14 protein-coding genes and 9 tRNA genes are annotated in these 17,344 nt (G+C 38.3%); 17 read left to right on the forward strand and 6 right to left on the reverse strand.

Annotation, left to right across the window (positions count from 1 at the left end; all coding sequences use genetic code 11):
- Nucleotides 1-43 precede the first annotated feature (43 nt).
- The 9 genes from CN326_RS03875 (at nt 44) to CN326_RS03915 (ending at nt 809) form a co-directional block, all read left to right on the forward strand.
- Nucleotides 44-120 (forward strand) — tRNA-Met (locus CN326_RS03875).
- Nucleotides 121-122: 2 nt separating this feature from the next.
- Nucleotides 123-198 (forward strand) — tRNA-Asp (locus CN326_RS03880).
- Between the two features lie 10 nt (nt 199-208).
- A tRNA-Phe gene (locus CN326_RS03885) sits at nt 209-284 on the forward strand.
- Nucleotides 285-318: 34 nt separating this feature from the next.
- A tRNA-Lys gene (locus tag CN326_RS03890) sits at nt 319-394 on the forward strand.
- A 7-nt stretch (nt 395-401) separates the two neighbouring features.
- A tRNA-Gly gene (locus CN326_RS03895) sits at nt 402-472 on the forward strand.
- A gap of 8 nt (nt 473-480) precedes the next feature.
- Nucleotides 481-557, forward strand: a tRNA-Ile gene (locus tag CN326_RS03900).
- A gap of 3 nt (nt 558-560) precedes the next feature.
- Nucleotides 561-635: transfer RNA gene (locus tag CN326_RS03905), tRNA-Asn, on the forward strand.
- 5 nt (nt 636-640) lie between these two features.
- Nucleotides 641-731: transfer RNA gene (locus CN326_RS03910), tRNA-Ser, on the forward strand.
- A gap of 6 nt (nt 732-737) precedes the next feature.
- A tRNA-Glu gene (locus CN326_RS03915) sits at nt 738-809 on the forward strand.
- Nucleotides 810-961: 152 nt separating this feature from the next.
- On the opposite strand, the gene CN326_RS03920 is transcribed toward CN326_RS03915, so the two are convergent.
- Nucleotides 962-1,261 (reverse strand): hypothetical protein, encoded by a 300-nt coding sequence (locus CN326_RS03920; RefSeq protein ID WP_098306427.1) that lies wholly within the window; start codon nt 1,259-1,261, stop codon nt 962-964.
- Between the two features lie 92 nt (nt 1,262-1,353).
- On the reverse strand, nt 1,354-1,587 hold the full coding sequence (locus tag CN326_RS03925; RefSeq protein WP_483295630.1) for a penicillin-binding protein: 234 nt from the start codon (nt 1,585-1,587) through the stop codon (nt 1,354-1,356).
- Between the two features lie 389 nt (nt 1,588-1,976).
- On the opposite strand from CN326_RS03925, the gene CN326_RS03930 reads away from it, so the two are divergent.
- The 6 genes from CN326_RS03930 (at nt 1,977) to CN326_RS03955 (ending at nt 11,644) form a co-directional block, all read left to right on the forward strand.
- Nucleotides 1,977-2,921, forward strand: coding sequence for an L-lactate dehydrogenase (locus CN326_RS03930; RefSeq protein ID WP_098306429.1), 945 nt, complete (start codon nt 1,977-1,979; stop codon nt 2,919-2,921).
- 356 nt (nt 2,922-3,277) lie between these two features.
- Nucleotides 3,278-5,215, forward strand: coding sequence for a 1,4-alpha-glucan branching protein GlgB (glgB, locus tag CN326_RS03935; RefSeq protein ID WP_483295631.1), 1,938 nt, complete (start codon nt 3,278-3,280; stop codon nt 5,213-5,215).
- Nucleotides 5,163-6,293, forward strand: a complete 1,131-nt coding sequence (locus CN326_RS03940) for a glucose-1-phosphate adenylyltransferase (protein ID WP_098306431.1) — start codon at nt 5,163-5,165, stop codon at nt 6,291-6,293. Before glgB ends, CN326_RS03940 begins: the two co-directional genes overlap by 53 nt.
- 173 nt (nt 6,294-6,466) lie before the next feature.
- A complete protein-coding gene (locus CN326_RS03945; protein ID WP_098306433.1) occupies nt 6,467-7,498 on the forward strand; it encodes a GlgC family sugar phosphate nucleotidyltransferase in 1,032 nt (343 codons plus the stop codon).
- Between the two features lie 93 nt (nt 7,499-7,591).
- Nucleotides 7,592-9,100, forward strand: a complete 1,509-nt coding sequence (gene glgA, locus CN326_RS03950; RefSeq protein ID WP_098306435.1) for a glycogen synthase GlgA — start codon at nt 7,592-7,594, stop codon at nt 9,098-9,100.
- A gap of 135 nt (nt 9,101-9,235) precedes the next feature.
- A complete protein-coding gene (locus tag CN326_RS03955; protein WP_098306437.1) occupies nt 9,236-11,644 on the forward strand; it encodes a glycogen/starch/alpha-glucan phosphorylase in 2,409 nt (802 codons plus the stop codon).
- Nucleotides 11,645-11,907: 263 nt separating this feature from the next.
- On the opposite strand, the gene CN326_RS03960 is transcribed toward CN326_RS03955, so the two are convergent.
- Nucleotides 11,908-12,630 (reverse strand): lipase family protein, encoded by a 723-nt coding sequence (locus CN326_RS03960; RefSeq protein ID WP_098306439.1) that lies wholly within the window; start codon nt 12,628-12,630, stop codon nt 11,908-11,910.
- A 150-nt stretch (nt 12,631-12,780) separates the two neighbouring features.
- Nucleotides 12,781-13,563, reverse strand: coding sequence for a TIGR00266 family protein (locus CN326_RS03965; RefSeq protein ID WP_098306441.1), 783 nt, complete (start codon nt 13,561-13,563; stop codon nt 12,781-12,783).
- A gap of 286 nt (nt 13,564-13,849) precedes the next feature.
- On the opposite strand from CN326_RS03965, the gene cspD reads away from it, so the two are divergent.
- Nucleotides 13,850-14,050, forward strand: a complete 201-nt coding sequence (gene cspD / locus CN326_RS03970; RefSeq protein WP_035432508.1) for a cold-shock protein CspD — start codon at nt 13,850-13,852, stop codon at nt 14,048-14,050.
- 160 nt (nt 14,051-14,210) lie between these two features.
- Here the strand turns inward: cspD and CN326_RS03975 are convergent, their stop codons facing one another.
- Nucleotides 14,211-14,942: a yteA family sporulation protein gene (locus CN326_RS03975; protein WP_098306443.1), complete on the reverse strand. Its 732-nt coding sequence runs from the start codon at nt 14,940-14,942 to the stop codon at nt 14,211-14,213.
- Between the two features lie 336 nt (nt 14,943-15,278).
- Between CN326_RS03975 and CN326_RS03980 the strand changes: the two genes are divergently transcribed.
- Nucleotides 15,279-16,064: an enoyl-CoA hydratase/isomerase family protein gene (locus CN326_RS03980; RefSeq protein ID WP_098306445.1), complete on the forward strand. Its 786-nt coding sequence runs from the start codon at nt 15,279-15,281 to the stop codon at nt 16,062-16,064.
- A gap of 317 nt (nt 16,065-16,381) precedes the next feature.
- Here the strand turns inward: CN326_RS03980 and CN326_RS03985 are convergent, their stop codons facing one another.
- On the reverse strand, nt 16,382-17,335 hold the full coding sequence (locus CN326_RS03985; RefSeq protein ID WP_098306447.1) for a 1,4-dihydroxy-2-naphthoate polyprenyltransferase: 954 nt from the start codon (nt 17,333-17,335) through the stop codon (nt 16,382-16,384).
- Nucleotides 17,336-17,344: the final 9 nt, after the last annotated feature.

A 17,344-nucleotide genomic window follows, 5' to 3' on the forward strand; every position in this document is an offset into this window, starting at 1 on the left:
CCCTCTACCTCCTCCATTTTAACTAAAATAATATTTTTATCATCGCGGGGTGGAGCAGTCTGGTAGCTCATCGGGCTCATAACCCGAAGGTCGCAGGTTCAAATCCTGTCCCCGCAACCAATGGTCCCGTGGTGTAGTGGTTAACATGCCTGCCTGTCACGCAGGAGATCGCCGGTTCGACCCCGGTCGGGACCGCCATTTATATTAAGGCTCGGTAGCTCAGTCGGTAGAGCAGAGGACTGAAAATCCTCGTGTCGGCGGTTCGATTCCGTCCCGAGCCACCATTTTGAAATATACAAGCCGGCACCATTTCAAAATGAGCCATTAGCTCAGTTGGTAGAGCATCTGACTTTTAATCAGAGGGTCGAAGGTTCGAGTCCTTCATGGCTCACCATTTTTATGCGGGTGTAGTTTAGTGGTAAAACAAGAGCCTTCCAAGCTCTGGTCGAGAGTTCGATTCTCTTCACCCGCTTTTTCTATGGGCCTATAGCTCAGCTGGTTAGAGCGCACGCCTGATAAGCGTGAGGTCGATGGTTCGAGTCCATTTAGGCCCACCATATTCCGCAGTAGCTCAGTGGTAGAGCTATCGGCTGTTAACCGATCGGTCGTAGGTTCGAGTCCTACCTGCGGAGCCATATATAGAGAAGTACCCAAGTGGCTCAAGGGGCTCCCCTGCTAAGGGAGTAGATCGCTTACGCGGTGCGAGGGTTCGAATCCCTTCTTCTCTGCCAGAAATTGGCCCGTTGGTCAAGTGGTTAAGACACCGCCCTTTCACGGCGGTAACACGGGTTCGAATCCCGTACGGGTCATAAAAAAAGAGATAGCATATATGCTATCTCTTTTTCTATTTGTCTTGTGTTAATGAATAATTAATCCTCAACTTTAATCACATGAGTATTAACGAAAGAAGATAGTTTTTTTATTTAAAATACAATTCTTCGTTTTAATATCAATAAAAATGCTAAAGAACAATTGCATCAATGCGCTCGCAATTAACAAGGATAATGCGCCCGTTTTCATCCATAAATGTAGCAAGACCCGTGTTAAAGTGAAATCCTGCGAAATTTGAAACGGCTAATGGTGTGCCATTAACTAAAATTTCGTTTACTTTTTTTCCTAAATTAAAGGTGTTTAAAAGGCAGCAAATACCTTCAAAATGTTTTTGTTTATTTTTTATATTTGAAGGTTGTTTATCTGTGTCCTTCACTAAATTTGGATTAAATATTTTAGGGATAGCAGTATAGTTTATGAGAATTGACATGTTTCTTTCCCTCTTCCTCTCTTTTTTAATTCATATAGAAGCATATTTTGAAATTATAAAAAAGAGCTTTTTTCAAAGCTCTCTTTTATAAACTAGCTTGCCTCAATTGTAAGTGCTTGAATATCACGGCAATCTACAAGAAGTACTCCTCCTGCTTCGGGTCCTTCTGTAAATACGAAAGTTGCACAAAAGTTTTCAGGATTAAAGTTAACAAACTTAACATCATCTATAAAGTTTCCATTTAGAAAAATATCTACTTCTGTACCTACCTGTAATTCTTCTAGTTGTTCACAGACGCATTTTTTATGCTTATTTATATAAACCAACTCCTTTCAAAATAAATTTTGACTCAATATATAATATTTCTAAGCTGAAAAAAGGTGTGGACAACTTATATAAGTTATATAAATATTTTCATTCAGTGGAGATGAAGAAAACCCCCACTGATGGAAGTTTCGCTTTATGATTCTGATGGAATTAGTATGTGAATGTGTTTCGCTTGAACTGGGATAGATTTCACACCTGATACTATAATTTTCTCTCATCTGTGAAAAAGTTCACAAATAGGTCATAATTTGTGAATACATTCACAAATGAACGTGCTACAATATGTGTGTAAGGAAGTTAAACAATATAAAATCAGTATTTTAATTATTTACTTAAATGACAATGATAATAATAATAATGAAATGAAAAATAGAGAGGGGATTTTACCATGAAAAAAGGTATTAACCGCGTAGTATTAGTAGGAACAGGAGCTGTAGGTTGCAGCTATGCATATTCTATGATTAACCAAGGTGTAGCTGAAGAGTTTGTTCTTGTTGACGTAAACGAAGCAAAAGCAGAAGGGGAAGCAATGGATTTAAGCCATGCTGTTCCATTTGCTCCAGCTCCAACAAAAGTTTGGAAAGGCAGCTATGCAGATTGTAAAGATGCAGATCTTGTTGTTATCACTGCTGGATTACCACAAAAGCCAGGTGAAACTCGCTTAGATTTAGTTGAGAAGAATACAAAAATCTTTAAACAAATCGTTCGCGGCATCATGGATAGCGGATTTGATGGTATCTTCTTAATCGCAACTAACCCAGTTGATATTTTAACTTATGTAACTTGGAAAGAATCTGGATTACCAAAAGAACGTGTAATCGGTTCTGGTACAACTTTAGACTCTGCTCGCTTCCGTTACATGCTAGGTGAATACTTAGATGTGGATCCACGTAACGTTCACGCATATGTTATTGGTGAACATGGCGACACAGAGCTTCCAGTATGGAGCCATGCTACTGTTGGTGTACAAAAACTTGAAACAATCTTAGCAAACAATGAAAAGTACAATCAAAGCGATTTAGATGAAATCTTTGTGAATGTACGCGATGCTGCTTATCATATTATTCAACGTAAAGGTGCAACTTACTACGGTATCGGTATGTCACTACTACGTGTAACTAAAGCGATTTTAAACAACGAAAACAGCGTATTGACAGTATCTGCATATCTTGAAGGACAATATGGACAACAAGATGTTTACGTAGGTGTTCCAGCAGTTATCAACCGTCAAGGTGTTCGAGAAATTGTAGAGCTTGAATTAAATGAAGCAGAAGAATTGAAATTTGATCATTCTGTAAAAGTGCTAAAAGAAACTATGGCACCAGTACTATAATCCAAATTGTATAAACCCCTTTCCGGCAGCCCCTGTATATCCCCTTTTGCCGGAAAGGGTTTTTTTGTTTTGCTGAAAGTTAATTACTTTTTAAATGTAATATGTATTTTGCTCTAATAGGAAGTAATGAATCGCAGTAAAATTTCCCCTCTTTTTCACTTTGAAAATTATTCTAAAATAAAACGCTTACAAGGAATATTCGTCAAAATTCGATATTTTCAGCTGAAATTTACGGAATTACCATGAATTTCCGCGAAAAAAACGTATGTTTTTTTAGAAAATCGCAAGGATATTTCTATTTACCGAAGAATAGTAATAACATATTTAAAATTCTGTCATCTTGTGAGGTGAACATAGTGATTGTAACAAATTGTAATGAGGAAAAAATGCTATTGTTTCATAAAGAGAAATTTTACGATAGCTACGAAATATTTGGTGCTCATCTAACGAAGGAAGATGGGGTGCAAGGAACACGTTTTTCCGTATGGGCTCCTCATGCACAAGCTGTGAGTATTGTAGGAGATTTTAATGAATGGAATAATCAAATTCATAAAATGGTGCGAGTGACAGAGGATGGAATTTGGTCTTTATTCATACCAAATGTAGCTCAGCTGGAATTGTACAAATATGCAATTGAAGCCTCAAACGGCCATACAATTTTAAAAGCTGATCCGTATGCAATGTATGCTGAAGTGAGACCAAATACGGCATCCATTGTTTATGATATAAAAGGATATAAATGGAAAGATCAGAAGTGGTTTCAAAAAAAGAAACGAAAACCAATTTATAATGAACCGTTAGCAATTTATGAGCTTCACTTTGGTTCATGGAAAAAGAAAGAAGATGAGTCTTTTTACTCTTACAGAGAAATGGCAGATGAGCTTATTCCGTATGTAGTAGAGCATCAATTTACTCATATTGAAATTATGCCGCTTATTGAACACCCGTATGATCGTTCTTGGGGATATCAAGGTACTGGATATTATGCACCGACAAGTAGATACGGAGCACCGCAGGATTTTATGTATTTTGTCGATGAATGTCATAAATATGGGATCGGTGTCATTTTAGATTGGGTACCAGGGCATTTTTGTAAAGATGCTCATGGGCTTTATTTGTTTGATGGAGAACCAACGTATGAATATAGAGATCTTGATGTACAAGAAAATCACGTATGGGGAACTGTGAACTTTGATTTAGGAAAACAAGAAGTACGAAATTTTCTCATTTCGAATGCATTGTTTTGGATGAAGTATTATCATATCGACGGCTTTCGCGTTGATGCGGTTGCTAACATGCTATATTGGGAGCGAAATGGGGGGCAGGAAAGTAATGAACATGCTGTATTATTCCTGCAACAGCTGAATGAAGCAGTATTTGCGGAAGATCCAACTTTCTTAATGACTGCGGAAGATTCAACAGCATGGCCGCTCGTAACTGCACCGACATATGAAGGTGGACTTGGTTTTAATTATAAATGGAATATGGGCTGGATGAATGACATTTTAAAATATATGGAATGTGCGCCGGAGTATCGGAAATATATTCATGACAAAGTAACATTTTCACTGCTTTACGCGTATTCTGAGAATTTTATTTTACCGTTATCACATGATGAAGTTGTACACGGGAAAAAGTCGCTATTAAATAAAATGCCGGGTGATTATTGGTCCAAGTTTGCTCAGCTTCGTTTATTGTATGGCTATTTATTTACACATCCAGGTAAGAAGCTGCTCTTTATGGGCGGCGAGTTTGGACAATATGACGAATGGAAAGACCTTGAAGATTTAGATTGGGGCTTACATGATTTTGAAATGCATGATCGTATGCATGATTACTTTAAGGAGCTCATAGCATTGTATAAGCGCTCTAAGCCGCTTTGGCAGCTTGATCACACAGAAAAGGGTTTTCAGTGGATTGATGCGGATAATCGTGAGCAAAGTATTTTTTCGTTTATTCGCCAAGGGGAGAGAGAAGAGGATGTTCTCGTTATCGTTTGTAACTTTACAAATGCGGTGTATGAAAACTATAAAGTTGGCGTACCAGCATTTCGCTATTATAACGAAATTTTAAATAGTGATAGTTCTGCATACGGCGGTTCGGGAAAAATCAATAAGAAGCGATTAAAAGCGATTATGGAACCTTATCATAATCAGCTTGCTCATGTTGAAATGACAATACCACCATTTGGAATTTCAATTTTACGGCCGGTGAAAACACGAAAGGGGAGTAGTAAACAAGATGGTACAAAAGCAGACGTGCGTAGCAATGTTATTAGCAGGGGGAAAAGGTAGTCGTTTAAGCGCCTTAACAAAAAATTTAGCGAAGCCAGCTGTTCCATTTGGCGGTAAATATCGCATTATTGATTTTACATTAAGTAACTGTGCGAATTCTGGTATTGAAACAGTGGGGATTTTAACACAATATCAGCCGTTAGAATTGCATAGTTATATCGGTATTGGAGATGCATGGGATTTAGACCGTGTAAATGGAGGGGTTACTGTACTCCCGCCTTATGCAGAGTCTTCTGGAGTGAAATGGTATACAGGAACGGCAAGTGCCATTTATCAAAATTTGAATTATTTAAAGCAGTATGATCCGGAATATGTTCTCATTTTATCTGGCGATCATATTTATAAGATGGATTATGCAAAAATGCTCGATCATCACATGGAACGAGAAGCAGATGTCTCTATTTCTGTTATTGAAGTACCGTGGGATGAAGCGAGCCGCTTTGGCATTATGAATACGAATGAAGAGATGGAAATTGTTGAGTTTGAAGAAAAGCCGCAGTTTCCAAAAAGCAATCTAGCTTCAATGGGCATTTATATTTTTAATTGGGCTATTTTAAAAGAGTATTTAGAAATGGATGCAAGAAATCCAGAATCTAGTAATGATTTTGGAAAAGATGTGATTCCGCTTTTATTGGATGAAGGGAAAAAGCTTGTTGCGTATCCATTTAGCGGGTATTGGAAAGACGTTGGAACAGTGAAGAGCTTATGGGAAGCAAATATGGATTTGCTTCGCGAAGATTCATCACTCAACTTATATGACCGTGATTGGCGAATTTGTTCTGTTAACCCGAACCAGCCGCCTCAATATATTGCACCGTCAGCTAAAGTGGAAGAATCGTTAATTAACGAAGGTTGTGTTGTAGAAGGTGATGTGCAGCATTCTGTATTGTTTCAAGGGGTAATCGTGGAGGAAGGCAGCAAGGTTGTAGATTCAGTTATTATGCCAGATGCCAGAATTGGAAAGAATGTTGTGATTGAGCGTGCCATTGTTGGGCCAGGGATGGTCGTTGAAGATGGAGCAATTATTCGTCCGGAACGAAATATTGAAGACGTTGTATTAATTGCAGAGGAAAATTAAATGAAGTAAAACTAATGATTAGCAAGGGGAGCTTAATCCCTTCATAAATAGTTAGCGGAAACAATCGGAGCTTTTACGGATAGTGATTCTATTCCTATCTTCTTTGAGTTTATGGAAGGTTACGGTGATAATTTTACTGTCTGTTAGAGCGTGACGAAAAGGGGATGAGATGAGTGAGAGAATCAATGTTAGGAATTATTAATGCAACAGAGAATTTTCCATCACTACAACAAGTAACAAATCATCGATCATTGGCGGTATTGCCGTTTGCTGGGCGTTACCGTTTAATAGATTTTATGCTTTCCAATATGGTAAATTCTCATATTCATAGTGTAGCCATTTTCACAAGTCATAAAAATCGTTCACTCATGGATCATCTCGGTTCTGGAAAACAGTGGGACTTAGATCGAAAACGTGATGGTTTATTTTTATTTCCTCCAAATTGTCAATGTGATCAAGATGAGTTTGGTACATTTGCTCATTTTAGCAGACATATTGATTACTTTTTACGTAGTAAAGAGCAGTATGTTGTCATTACAAACAGTCATGTTGTAACAGCGCTTGATTTCCAAGCGGTATTAGACCGTCACTTATACACAGAGGCAGATATTACAGAAGTATGTCACCAAGGTGAGTCACTTCAGACATATGTATTAAAGAAGGAGTTATTATTACATTTGTTTGAGACGTATCAAGACATGGGATATTATAGATTAATTGATGTTGTAAAAGAAAAACGAAACACATCATTGCATATTGAAAGTTATGAGCATACTGGCTATGTGGCGGTAATCGATTCAATTGAAAGTTACTATAAACATAGCTTGGAAATACTGCAGCCGCATATTTGGAAGCAAGTGTTTAAGAAAGAAACGCCGATTTTTACGAAAGTAAAGGATGAGCCGCCAACAAGGTACGGAAAAAACGCGAGTGTACATAATACGATGGTTGCGAATGGCAGCATTATTGAGGGAGAAGTAGAAAATAGCGTTGTCTTTCGTTCTGTAAAGATTGGAAAAGGTTCGATTGTTCGTAACAGTATTATTATGCAAAAGAGCCAAATTGGAGAGAATTGTATACTAGATGGTGTAATTATTGATAAGGATGTAAAAATTGAAGATGGAACGACGTTAACAGGTGGAGCCCATTCTCCATTTGTTGTAGAGAAAGGAACAATACAAAGCAGTAATATAACGATTTACTAAGATGTATATTTGAAAATTGAGAGGAGGAATCTGCAGGCATGGCATAGGTAAGCATAGTTTGCCTATGCTTGCTGCTGCAGAGAGACAATCGCAGTGAATATTTTATTTGCAGTATCAGAATGTGTACCATTTATTAAATCGGGTGGATTAGCAGATGTAGCTGGAGCACTTCCAAAGGCATTGCAAAAACTTGGAATGAACGTGCGTGTTATGCTTCCGTACTATAGTTTAATTCCAGAGCATGTACGAAAAGAATGTGTGCTTCATAAAGTGATTACGGTTCAGCTTGGCTGGCGTAATCAATATTGCGGTATTTTGAAAATGGAGCATGAAGGAATTACGTATTATTTTATCGACAATGAATATTATTTTAAACGCGATTCACTATATGGTCATTATGATGATGGCGAACGTTTTTCATTTTTCTCAAAGGCGGTATTAGAATGCATTCCGCATATAGATTTTGAAGTAGATGTTCTGCATTGTCATGATTGGCATACAGCGATGGCGAATTTTTTATTGCGTGAAAAATATCGTGATCAGCCATTATACGAAAAGATAAAGACAGTCTTTACGATTCATAACTTGCAGTTTCAAGGCGTGTTTCCGCGCATCGTTATGGATGACTTATTGGAGCTTGGCAATGAGTATTTTCATAGTGAACAGCTTGAGTTTTACGGAAACATCAACTTCATGAAAGGCGGAATTATCGCCTCTGATATGATTACAGCGGTAAGTCCGACATATAAAGAAGAAATTCAATATCCATTTTTCGGAGAGAAGTTAGATGGTTTATTGCGTAAATATAACGATAAACTTGTTGGGATTGTAAATGGAATTGATGATGTTTTGTACAATCCGAAGAATGATAAAACGATAGCAGCAATGTATGATGCAAATTCACTTCATAAAAAAAGAGATAATAAACGTGCATTACAGCGTTATTTTGGATTGCCAGAAAAAGAAGAGGCACCTATTATTGCGATGGTTACACGTTTAACGCAGCAAAAAGGATTAGATTTAGTGCGTCATGTTTTTCATGAAATGATGCAAGAAGATGTGCAATTTATTGTACTTGGATCGGGCGATAAAGAATATGAACAGTTTTTTGAACAAATGGCATATGAATATCCAGATAAAGTGAAAGTGTATATCGGATTTCATGAAGGGCTGGCACATCAAGTGTATGCCGGGACAGATTTGTTTCTAATGCCATCTTTATTTGAGCCATGCGGCCTTGGACAGTTAATTGCCCTTGCATACGGAGCGATTCCAATTGTGCGGGAAACAGGCGGTTTAAATGATACAGTTCAATCGTACAATGAAGCTATAAATGAAGGAAATGGTTTTAGTTTTACGAACTTCAATGCGCACGATATGCTGCATACGGTGCAGCGTGCACTGCACTATTATCATGACAAAAAGGTATGGCAGTCTCTTGTGAAACGAGCAATGACAGAGGATTATAGCTGGAAGCAGTCCGCACGTAAGTATAAGGAGCTTTATGAAAGCTTATTCGAATCAAATGAGGAACCACAATCTCATGAGGAACAACAGGAGATTGATGATAAGCAACCGATTCTTTTTGTTCATCATCAGTAGGAAAGCATAATTGATACATGTTTCACTGAACGGGTTGTATGTGTGAAGGATTCATTCGTTAGAACCGGATTGGGAGGGCTAACCAGCAGCGGGAAATCCACTGCTGGTAGTTTCATTTTGGAAGAGGTGAGAGAGATGTTTTCGAGTACAGAGAGTTTTAAAGCTGCTTTTTTAGAAAAGCTAGAAACGATGTATGGTAAAAGTTTTAAAGATTCGACTGTGCAAGATCAATATAATACGCTCGGACATATGGTACGTGAATATATTAGTCAGCGCTGGATTGAGACGAATGAACGATATCGGACAGACAATCAAAAGCAAATGTATTACTTATCGATTGAGTTTTTATTAGGGCGTTTATTAGGAAGTAATGTCTTAAACTTGGGAATACGTGATGTATGCGAGAGAGGATTAGAAGAACTTGGGATTTACTTACAAGACCTTGAAGAAATTGAAGCAGATGCTGGACTTGGAAATGGCGGTCTTGGTCGTTTGGCGGCCTGTTTTCTTGATTCTCTTGCTTCATTAAATTTGCCAGGCCACGGGTGCGGTATTCGCTATAAGCACGGTTTGTTTGATCAAAAAATTGTGGATGGTTATCAAATCGAGCTGCCGGAGCAATGGCTGCGTCACGGGAATGTTTGGGAAGTAAGAAGGCATGATCAAGCTGTGGAAGTTAGCTTTTGGGGACAAGTTGATACATTTCAGTCAAATGAACGTCTTGAATTTCGGCATATAAATGCGGAAACAATTATGGCTGTACCGTATGATGTACCTGTTGTCGGCTATCAGACAAATACTGTAAATACACTGCGTCTTTGGAGTGCAGAGCCGGTTCTATTTCCCCAAAACTGCAAGGATGTATTGAAATATAAACGGGAAACGGAGGCAGTATCGGAGTTCTTATATCCAGATGATACGCATGATGAAGGAAAAATACTTCGTTTGAAACAGCAATATTTTCTTGTGTCTGCTAGCTTACAAATTATTGTTCGGTTGCATCGTGAACGAAATGGCACGCTGCGCAATCTGCATGAGAAAATTGCGATTCATATTAATGATACGCACCCTGTCTTAGCGATTCCGGAATTAATGCGTATTTTGCTTGATGAAGAAAAGATGAGCTGGGAGGATGCGTGGTATATTACAAGACATACGATTTCTTATACAAACCATACAACCTTATCTGAAGCGTTAGAAAAGTGGCCGATTCATATTTTTGAGCCGTTATTACCGCGCATTTATATGATTGTACAAGAAATTAATGAGCGCTTTTGTCGTGATTTATGGGAGCGGTATTCGTATGAGTGGAATCGCATTGAAAATATGGCGATTATCGCTCATGGGCTTGTGAAGATGGCACATTTAGCAATCGTTGGCAGTCATAGTGTAAACGGTGTTGCTAACATTCATACGGAAATATTAAAGCAGCGAGAAATGCGATTGTTTTATGAGTTTTATCCAGAGAAATTCAATAATAAGACGAATGGAATTACCCATCGGCGCTGGTTATTAAAAGCAAATCCGCAGCTGTCAAAATTAATTTGTGAAACAATTGGAACAGATTGGGTGAAGGAGCCAGATCAGCTGCAAACTTTAGGAAATTATAAGTATGATGCAGCATTTCAAGATGCGCTTCATAATGTAAAACAAGTGCGAAAAGAATTGTTAATGAAGCGGATTGAAAAACAAACAGGTATTGTTGTTGATCCATATTCTATTTTTGATGTGCAAGTAAAACGGCTACATGCATACAAGCGGCAATTATTAAATGTGCTGCATATTTTATATTTGTACAATCGTTTAAAAGAAGATTCTAGTTTTTCCTTTTATCCGCGTACATTTATTTTTGGTGCAAAGGCATCGCCTGGTTATTATTATGCGAAAAAGATTATTAAACTTATAAATGAATTAGCCCGAAAAGTGAATGATGATCCGTATGTAAGTCAATATATGAAAGTTATTTTTCTAGAAAACTATCGCGTTTCTCTTGCCGAAGATATTTTTCCAGCGGCAGATGTGAGTGAACAAATTTCAACTGCAAGTAAAGAAGCATCAGGAACCGGAAATATGAAATTTATGATGAACGGTGCGATAACGGTTGGTACGCTAGATGGTGCTAATGTTGAAATAAAAGAAACTGTTGGAAATGATGCTATTTTTATTTTCGGTTTAACTGCAGAAGAAGTACTACATTATTATCAAAATGGCGGATACCGTGCTAGCGATTATTATCATCATGATATGCGCATTCAAAAAGTCGTCAATCAGCTGACAAATGGCTTTTTTGAGGATGCGGGTGATGAGTTTGAAGCTATTTTCGATTCCCTTCTTATTCAAAATGATGAATATTTTGTTCTCCGGGACTTTGCACCGTATGCAGATGTGCAAGAAAAAGTTGGAAGAACATATGAGAATCGAAAAAAATGGCTTGAAATGAGTACTGTTAATATTGCGAAATCTGGTCATTTCGCAAGTGACCGAACAATCTTACAGTACAGTCGTGATATTTGGAGAATCGCAGAGGGCATGCGAGCGCGGTAAAAGAAAGTAGAGTTTCATCTAAATAGTTTCGAGAAACGGAACAATTGTTCACTAAAGGAAAACGAAAAAAACGACTTGTAAACATTTCAAGTCGTTTTACTTTGTGGCAGAAGTAGGATAGAACGGTGCATATAATATACCGTGTCCATCGTATTCTGTTGTAGCAAAGTACGAAAATGTAACGAAACCTGTAAAAACAACAAGCATAACTAGAAAGAATGTAACGATAGCTTTTACTATGTTCGGTCTCCAATATAGACCTTTTAAAAAAGAGTGGCAATTGACGTTTTATAAGTTGTAATGTGATGGTTTTTTGTAATGGAATTCATATTTTTCGTAAAGGTCATACTGCGATGAATATGGGAATATTCCCATTTATTTTCTTCAAATTGTACTTTACGAGGAGGAAGAAGCGGGACGACATCAAATAAATTTACGAAGCGAAAGCTGTTGGCCACTTGCATTTTATAATAATTTCGAAAGGCAATATCTCCGACTTTCGGGGAGCCGAAATTGTAGAGAGTGTAATGAGAGAATGAAGTGTTTACACGGGCGTCTAGTATGTGCAGGGTAGCAAGGGCTCCTCCTAAACTATGTCCAGTAACGAAAAGTGCTTTATGAGAAGATAGGGAAACGAGGGTGTCCATTATTGTATCTCTACATGATTCGTAAATAGAAAGAAAGCCGCTATGAACATTGCCGCTATTTGCAGTAAATGGATATGGTTTTTGTTGGACTATCGAATCGGCCATCCAATCACGGTCGGATTGTGTCCCGCGAAAGGCTACAATAATTTGATCCTCTGATTCTAAAATAAATCCAAACCATGTTGTTGTTTGAATGGCTTTTGCCTGAAAGCCTTGTATATATCGAAAACCTTCGGGAATGGTGAAAATGCCATTTTGCTTATATTGCTCATATGTTAGCTCGCAGCATGTAGCTAACAACACAGCGGTATCCTTATGAAAGGATACAGAAGTTGGCATAGAAAAGTCCTCCTCATGATGAAATATAATTCAATATATGAGGAGGATATGGATTTCATTCTTTTACTTACCCCGCACTAACGGGCAGTAAAGGATAGAGAAGAGCGGGGAGTAAAACTGCCCGTAAGAGCCCGGTTGGTTAGTAAAACTTTACTCGTCGCCATCCAGAATGCGTCCAAGTCCACCGAGAATACTGCCTTCTCCAGAATTTTTTGCTCCTGGGCCAGCAATGCGCTGTGCTAAGCGGCTTAATGTTAAAGATTGAACCCAAACCGTTCCCGGTCCTTGTAATGTTGCGAAGAATAGGCCTTCACCACCGAAGATTGCACTTTTTACATTACCAACAAATTGAATATCATAGTCAACATCTTGTGTCATTGCAACGAGGCAACCAGTATCAATTTTTAATCTTTCTCCTGGTTTTAACTCACGCTTATAAACTGTTCCGCCGGCATGCATGAAAGCAAGGCCGTCGCCTTCAAGTTTTTGCATAATAAATCCTTCGCCGCCGAAGAAGCCGCTACCAAGTTTTTTTGTAAATTCAATGCCGACAGAAACACCTTTTGCAGCACATAGAAAAGAATCCTTTTGGCAGATTACTTTCCCGCGATACTCAGTTAAATCAACAGGGATAATTTTCCCAGGATACGGAGCTGCAAATGAAACATGACGTTTTTCATGTCCTGTATTTGTAAATACAGTCATGAATAAGCTCTCACCTGTCACGAGACGTTTCCCAGCACCGACAAGCTTGCCGAAAAATCCACCTGTTTGTGCAGCACCGTCACCAAATACTGTTTCCATTTCAATATTGTCTTCCATCATCATCATAGCACCGGCTTCAGCAACTACGCTCTCTTGCGGGTCTAACTCAATTTCAACAAACTGCATATCATCGCCGTATAATTTGTATTCGATCTCATGTGCTTTCATGGTTTCACCTCAATTATAAATATGTATATCCGTATTTATATTGTACCGAAACATCTTCAAATAGAAAATACAAGTTTTGTTAATTTTCAAAAAGATATTTCTGTTTTATTTGACGTTTTATTTCGGGCATGATATAGTAAAAGAACTATTGAGCTGCATAATGTGGTACGGAAATAAAGCGTGTTTGTTTCAAAGCATTAGCTTGTGAGGAAATCATGATGTTTATCTCGACCTTTGTATGTAGTTTCCAATAGATAGATTTCTTTTTATTTAGGAGGTACATGCAATGCAAACAGGAAAAGTAAAATGGTTTAACGGCGAAAAAGGTTTTGGTTTCATCGAAGTTGAAGGTGGCGAAGATGTATTCGTACATTTCTCTGCAATTCAAGGCGAAGGCTTCAAAACTTTAGAAGAAGGTCAAGAAGTTTCTTTCGAAATCGTTGAAGGTAACCGCGGACCTCAAGCTGCTAACGTTACTAAAAAGTAATGAAGGCAAAAGAAACATTCCTGAATAAGGAATGTTTCTTTTTTTTATCCCGCTCAAAGGAACAGTAAAGGTGTAAGAGATACAGGGAAGAAACTGTTCCTAAGAACCCGATTGGTTCAACTAACCATCGGAGAAAAGGCACTCCGATGGAAGTTTCACTTTATGGTCTTGAACTTGATTCATCTGAAGAAAGTTCGCCGTTAAAGGTTCTTTTTTCGTAGTCATCTAGCATTTGTTCATATTCTTCATGTGCTTCTGTGGCATATACTTGTACGTTTTTTCCATACATATCTGTTCCAATAAAGTTTTCAAAATCCTCAACATATCCGCGCGGTTCCTCTGCATCTACATACATTTCATTAAAATTTTTAGAGTCGCGGCGCTCTAAATCAGCAGGAGTTTCTGACGTTCCATATAAAGCAACATCTTGCCAAGCATCTTCAGCATCATAACCAACAGCACTATCCATATCATATTTACCAAAAGGAGGCTCAATAAGTTCTTCTTCAATAGGACGCGCACCAAGGATTAGTTTATTATGTGTATGTTCGATACAAGTTGTTGCAGTCGGCATTGCTTCTAAACGTTCAAGTGGAATTGGTTCACCCGATACTTCGCAAATCCCGTATGTTCCAGCTTCTATTTTTTGCAGGGCATGCTTTACATCCGTAAGTTGTTTATGCCAAAATTCGACTAATCCTAAGTCTTTTTCACGTTCATACAATTCTGTTCCCATGTCTCCAGGGTGATTATCATACGCAGAGAGTTCGCCAACTGAATCACGTTCAGAAGCTTGCCCTCGATGTTCATGATTTTGCAGCGTTTGTTCAAGCTCTTGTTTTTGTTTTTGTAGTACAGATTGAAAATGATCCATTTGTTGTGGAGTTAGCATAAAATCCACCTTCCTACAATTCGGTTTCTTTAAGTAGTATGAGCTCAATTACAGGAATTATGAAAAATAATACGTTAATATATCGGCGGTTCAACATAATATAGAGTGAAACTCCCATCAGTAGGGGTCTTACTGTGGGCTTAAAATAAAGTCACGATGTTTATAAAATAGATGCGATATTTCAAATAAAGTCGCGACATAAAAAAATTGCGAAATTTTTCTTCTTTAAATATTTTTGTCTGAAGAGGGTTTTTATGTAAGAACATCTAATATTGAAAAGTGTTTCAAGGAAGGCAACCTTTTGTGTCGGTACACCAAACTATTGGAGGGATTAAGATGTTAAATAAAAATGTCGTCCTCTACACTGAAGAAAATGGTATCGCAAGAATTACACTAAACAGACCGGAAGCACTAAATGCGTTAAACCGAGATGTTCTTGAACAACTTTCGTCCGTCTTGGACAGGGTTAAAACTGATTCAAGTGTAAAGGCAGTGATAATCATCGGTGCCGGAGAAAAGGCATTTTCCGCAGGTGCTGACATTCAGTTTCTCAATAAAGCCACTCCGCTAGAAGTACGAGATTTAGCTCAGTTAGCTGTTACAGTTACTAATAAAATTGAGTCATTAGGGAAAGTAGTTGTTGCTGCCATCAACGGCTTCGCACTGGGAGGCGGACTTGAGTTAGCTGAATCCTGTACGCTCCGTGTTTGTGCTAATCATGCTAGATTAGGACATCCTGAAGTCCGTATTGGAGCTGTTGCCGGTTTTGGAGGAACTACGAGACTGCCCAGACTTATAGGTAAGGGGCGTGCTACAGAGCTATTGCTCACCGGAAACGTGATAAGCGCAGACGAAGCTTATAGAATAGGACTGATTAATAGGATTGTTGAACCCGATAAATTATTATCAGAAGTAGAAACGCTTATTTTAGAAATTCTGTCTCAGTCTCCTATCGCAGTAAAAATGACTTGGGAGGCAATTCATCGGGGAGGTAATTTAACTTTAGAAGAGTCCGCACTTCTCGGTGCAGATTATTTCGGTTTGATAGCGTCCACCGAGGACTTCAGAGAAGGAACTAAATCATTTTTAGAAAAGACCCAACCATTATTTAAAGGAAGATAGTTAATGAAAATAATCATATGTGGATGTCAACTACCCACCACTTAAACGCTAACACGTTTTGAAGTGGTGGCTTGAAAAAAGCCCTGGTTGTCTAGCCTCGGTCTTTCGTGGACTCCGTTTGTAGGTTGCATACCCAAGGATGATTCCCTAGTTCTTGGCTTTATGGTGGCTCTATAACAGTTCTGATTGGGAAGGAATGTTAAACTGTATTCCAATTCAACACTTATTACCCGTTCATGCGGGATAAAGACAATTCGACAACATATAACATGAATGTACCATAAAAAAACGCAAGTGCTTTTACACTTGCGCTTTTCTTATAGGAAATATCCAAGTAATAACCCAATTCCCATTAAAAATCCGAAAATTGTATTCGTTTTTGCTGTGGCAACCATCGCAGGTGCCATTTCCATTGGGATGCTCTTTCCGATAAAACCTTTTGTTGCTTTAAATGCTTTTGGAACGCTTAGAAAGACTACGAGCATCCACGGTGAGGCAATACCGACAATAATAAGGGCAATCGTCCATATATAAGAAATGATAAACATGGATGCTAACACACTAATTGCATTGTTTCGTCCGACTAAAATGGCTAATGTTTTTCGTCCGTTTTCTTTGTCGCCATCTAAATCGCGAATATTATTGGCAAGTAGAATGGCTCCAATTAAAATGGCATTTGGAATGGATAGTAATATAACTTCTGATGTTACAGTTCCAGTTTGAATAAAGAATGAAATTCCAATAATAATAACACCCATAAATAATCCTGCTGTTAATTCTCCAAAAGGTGTATAGGCAATTGGAATTGGGCCGCCTGTATATAAGTAGGCAACAGCCATACAAATAAGACCGATTGCCGCAAGCCACCAGCTGGAGCTCATACAAATGTAAACTCCTAATAAAATTGCGATGCCAAAGAATCCAAACGCTAAGTTTAATACTGTTTTCGGCTGAATACCATCGCGAACGATTGCACCGCCAATCCCAACGGATCCTTCATGATCAAGCCCTCTTTTATAATCGAAGTATTCGTTAAACATGTTTGTTGCTGCCTGAATGAGAAGGCAAGCAAGAAGCATGCTAAGGAAAAGAGGAAGATTTATTTTGCTAATACCTTCAACATGCATAGCATAAGTTGTTCCAATAAAGACGGGAACAAAAGCTGCAGTTAATGTATGAGGACGTAATAAACTCCACCAAATACGCCAGCCCGTTTGTTTACTTGGCTTTGGCTGCATGGAAGAGGAATTCGTTTCAGTTTTTACTTCCATATGGAATCC

This window comes from Bacillus sp. AFS018417 (assembly GCF_002560985.1).
GTDB classification, from domain to species: domain Bacteria; phylum Bacillota; class Bacilli; order Bacillales; family Bacillaceae_G; genus Bacillus_A; species Bacillus_A rhizoplanae.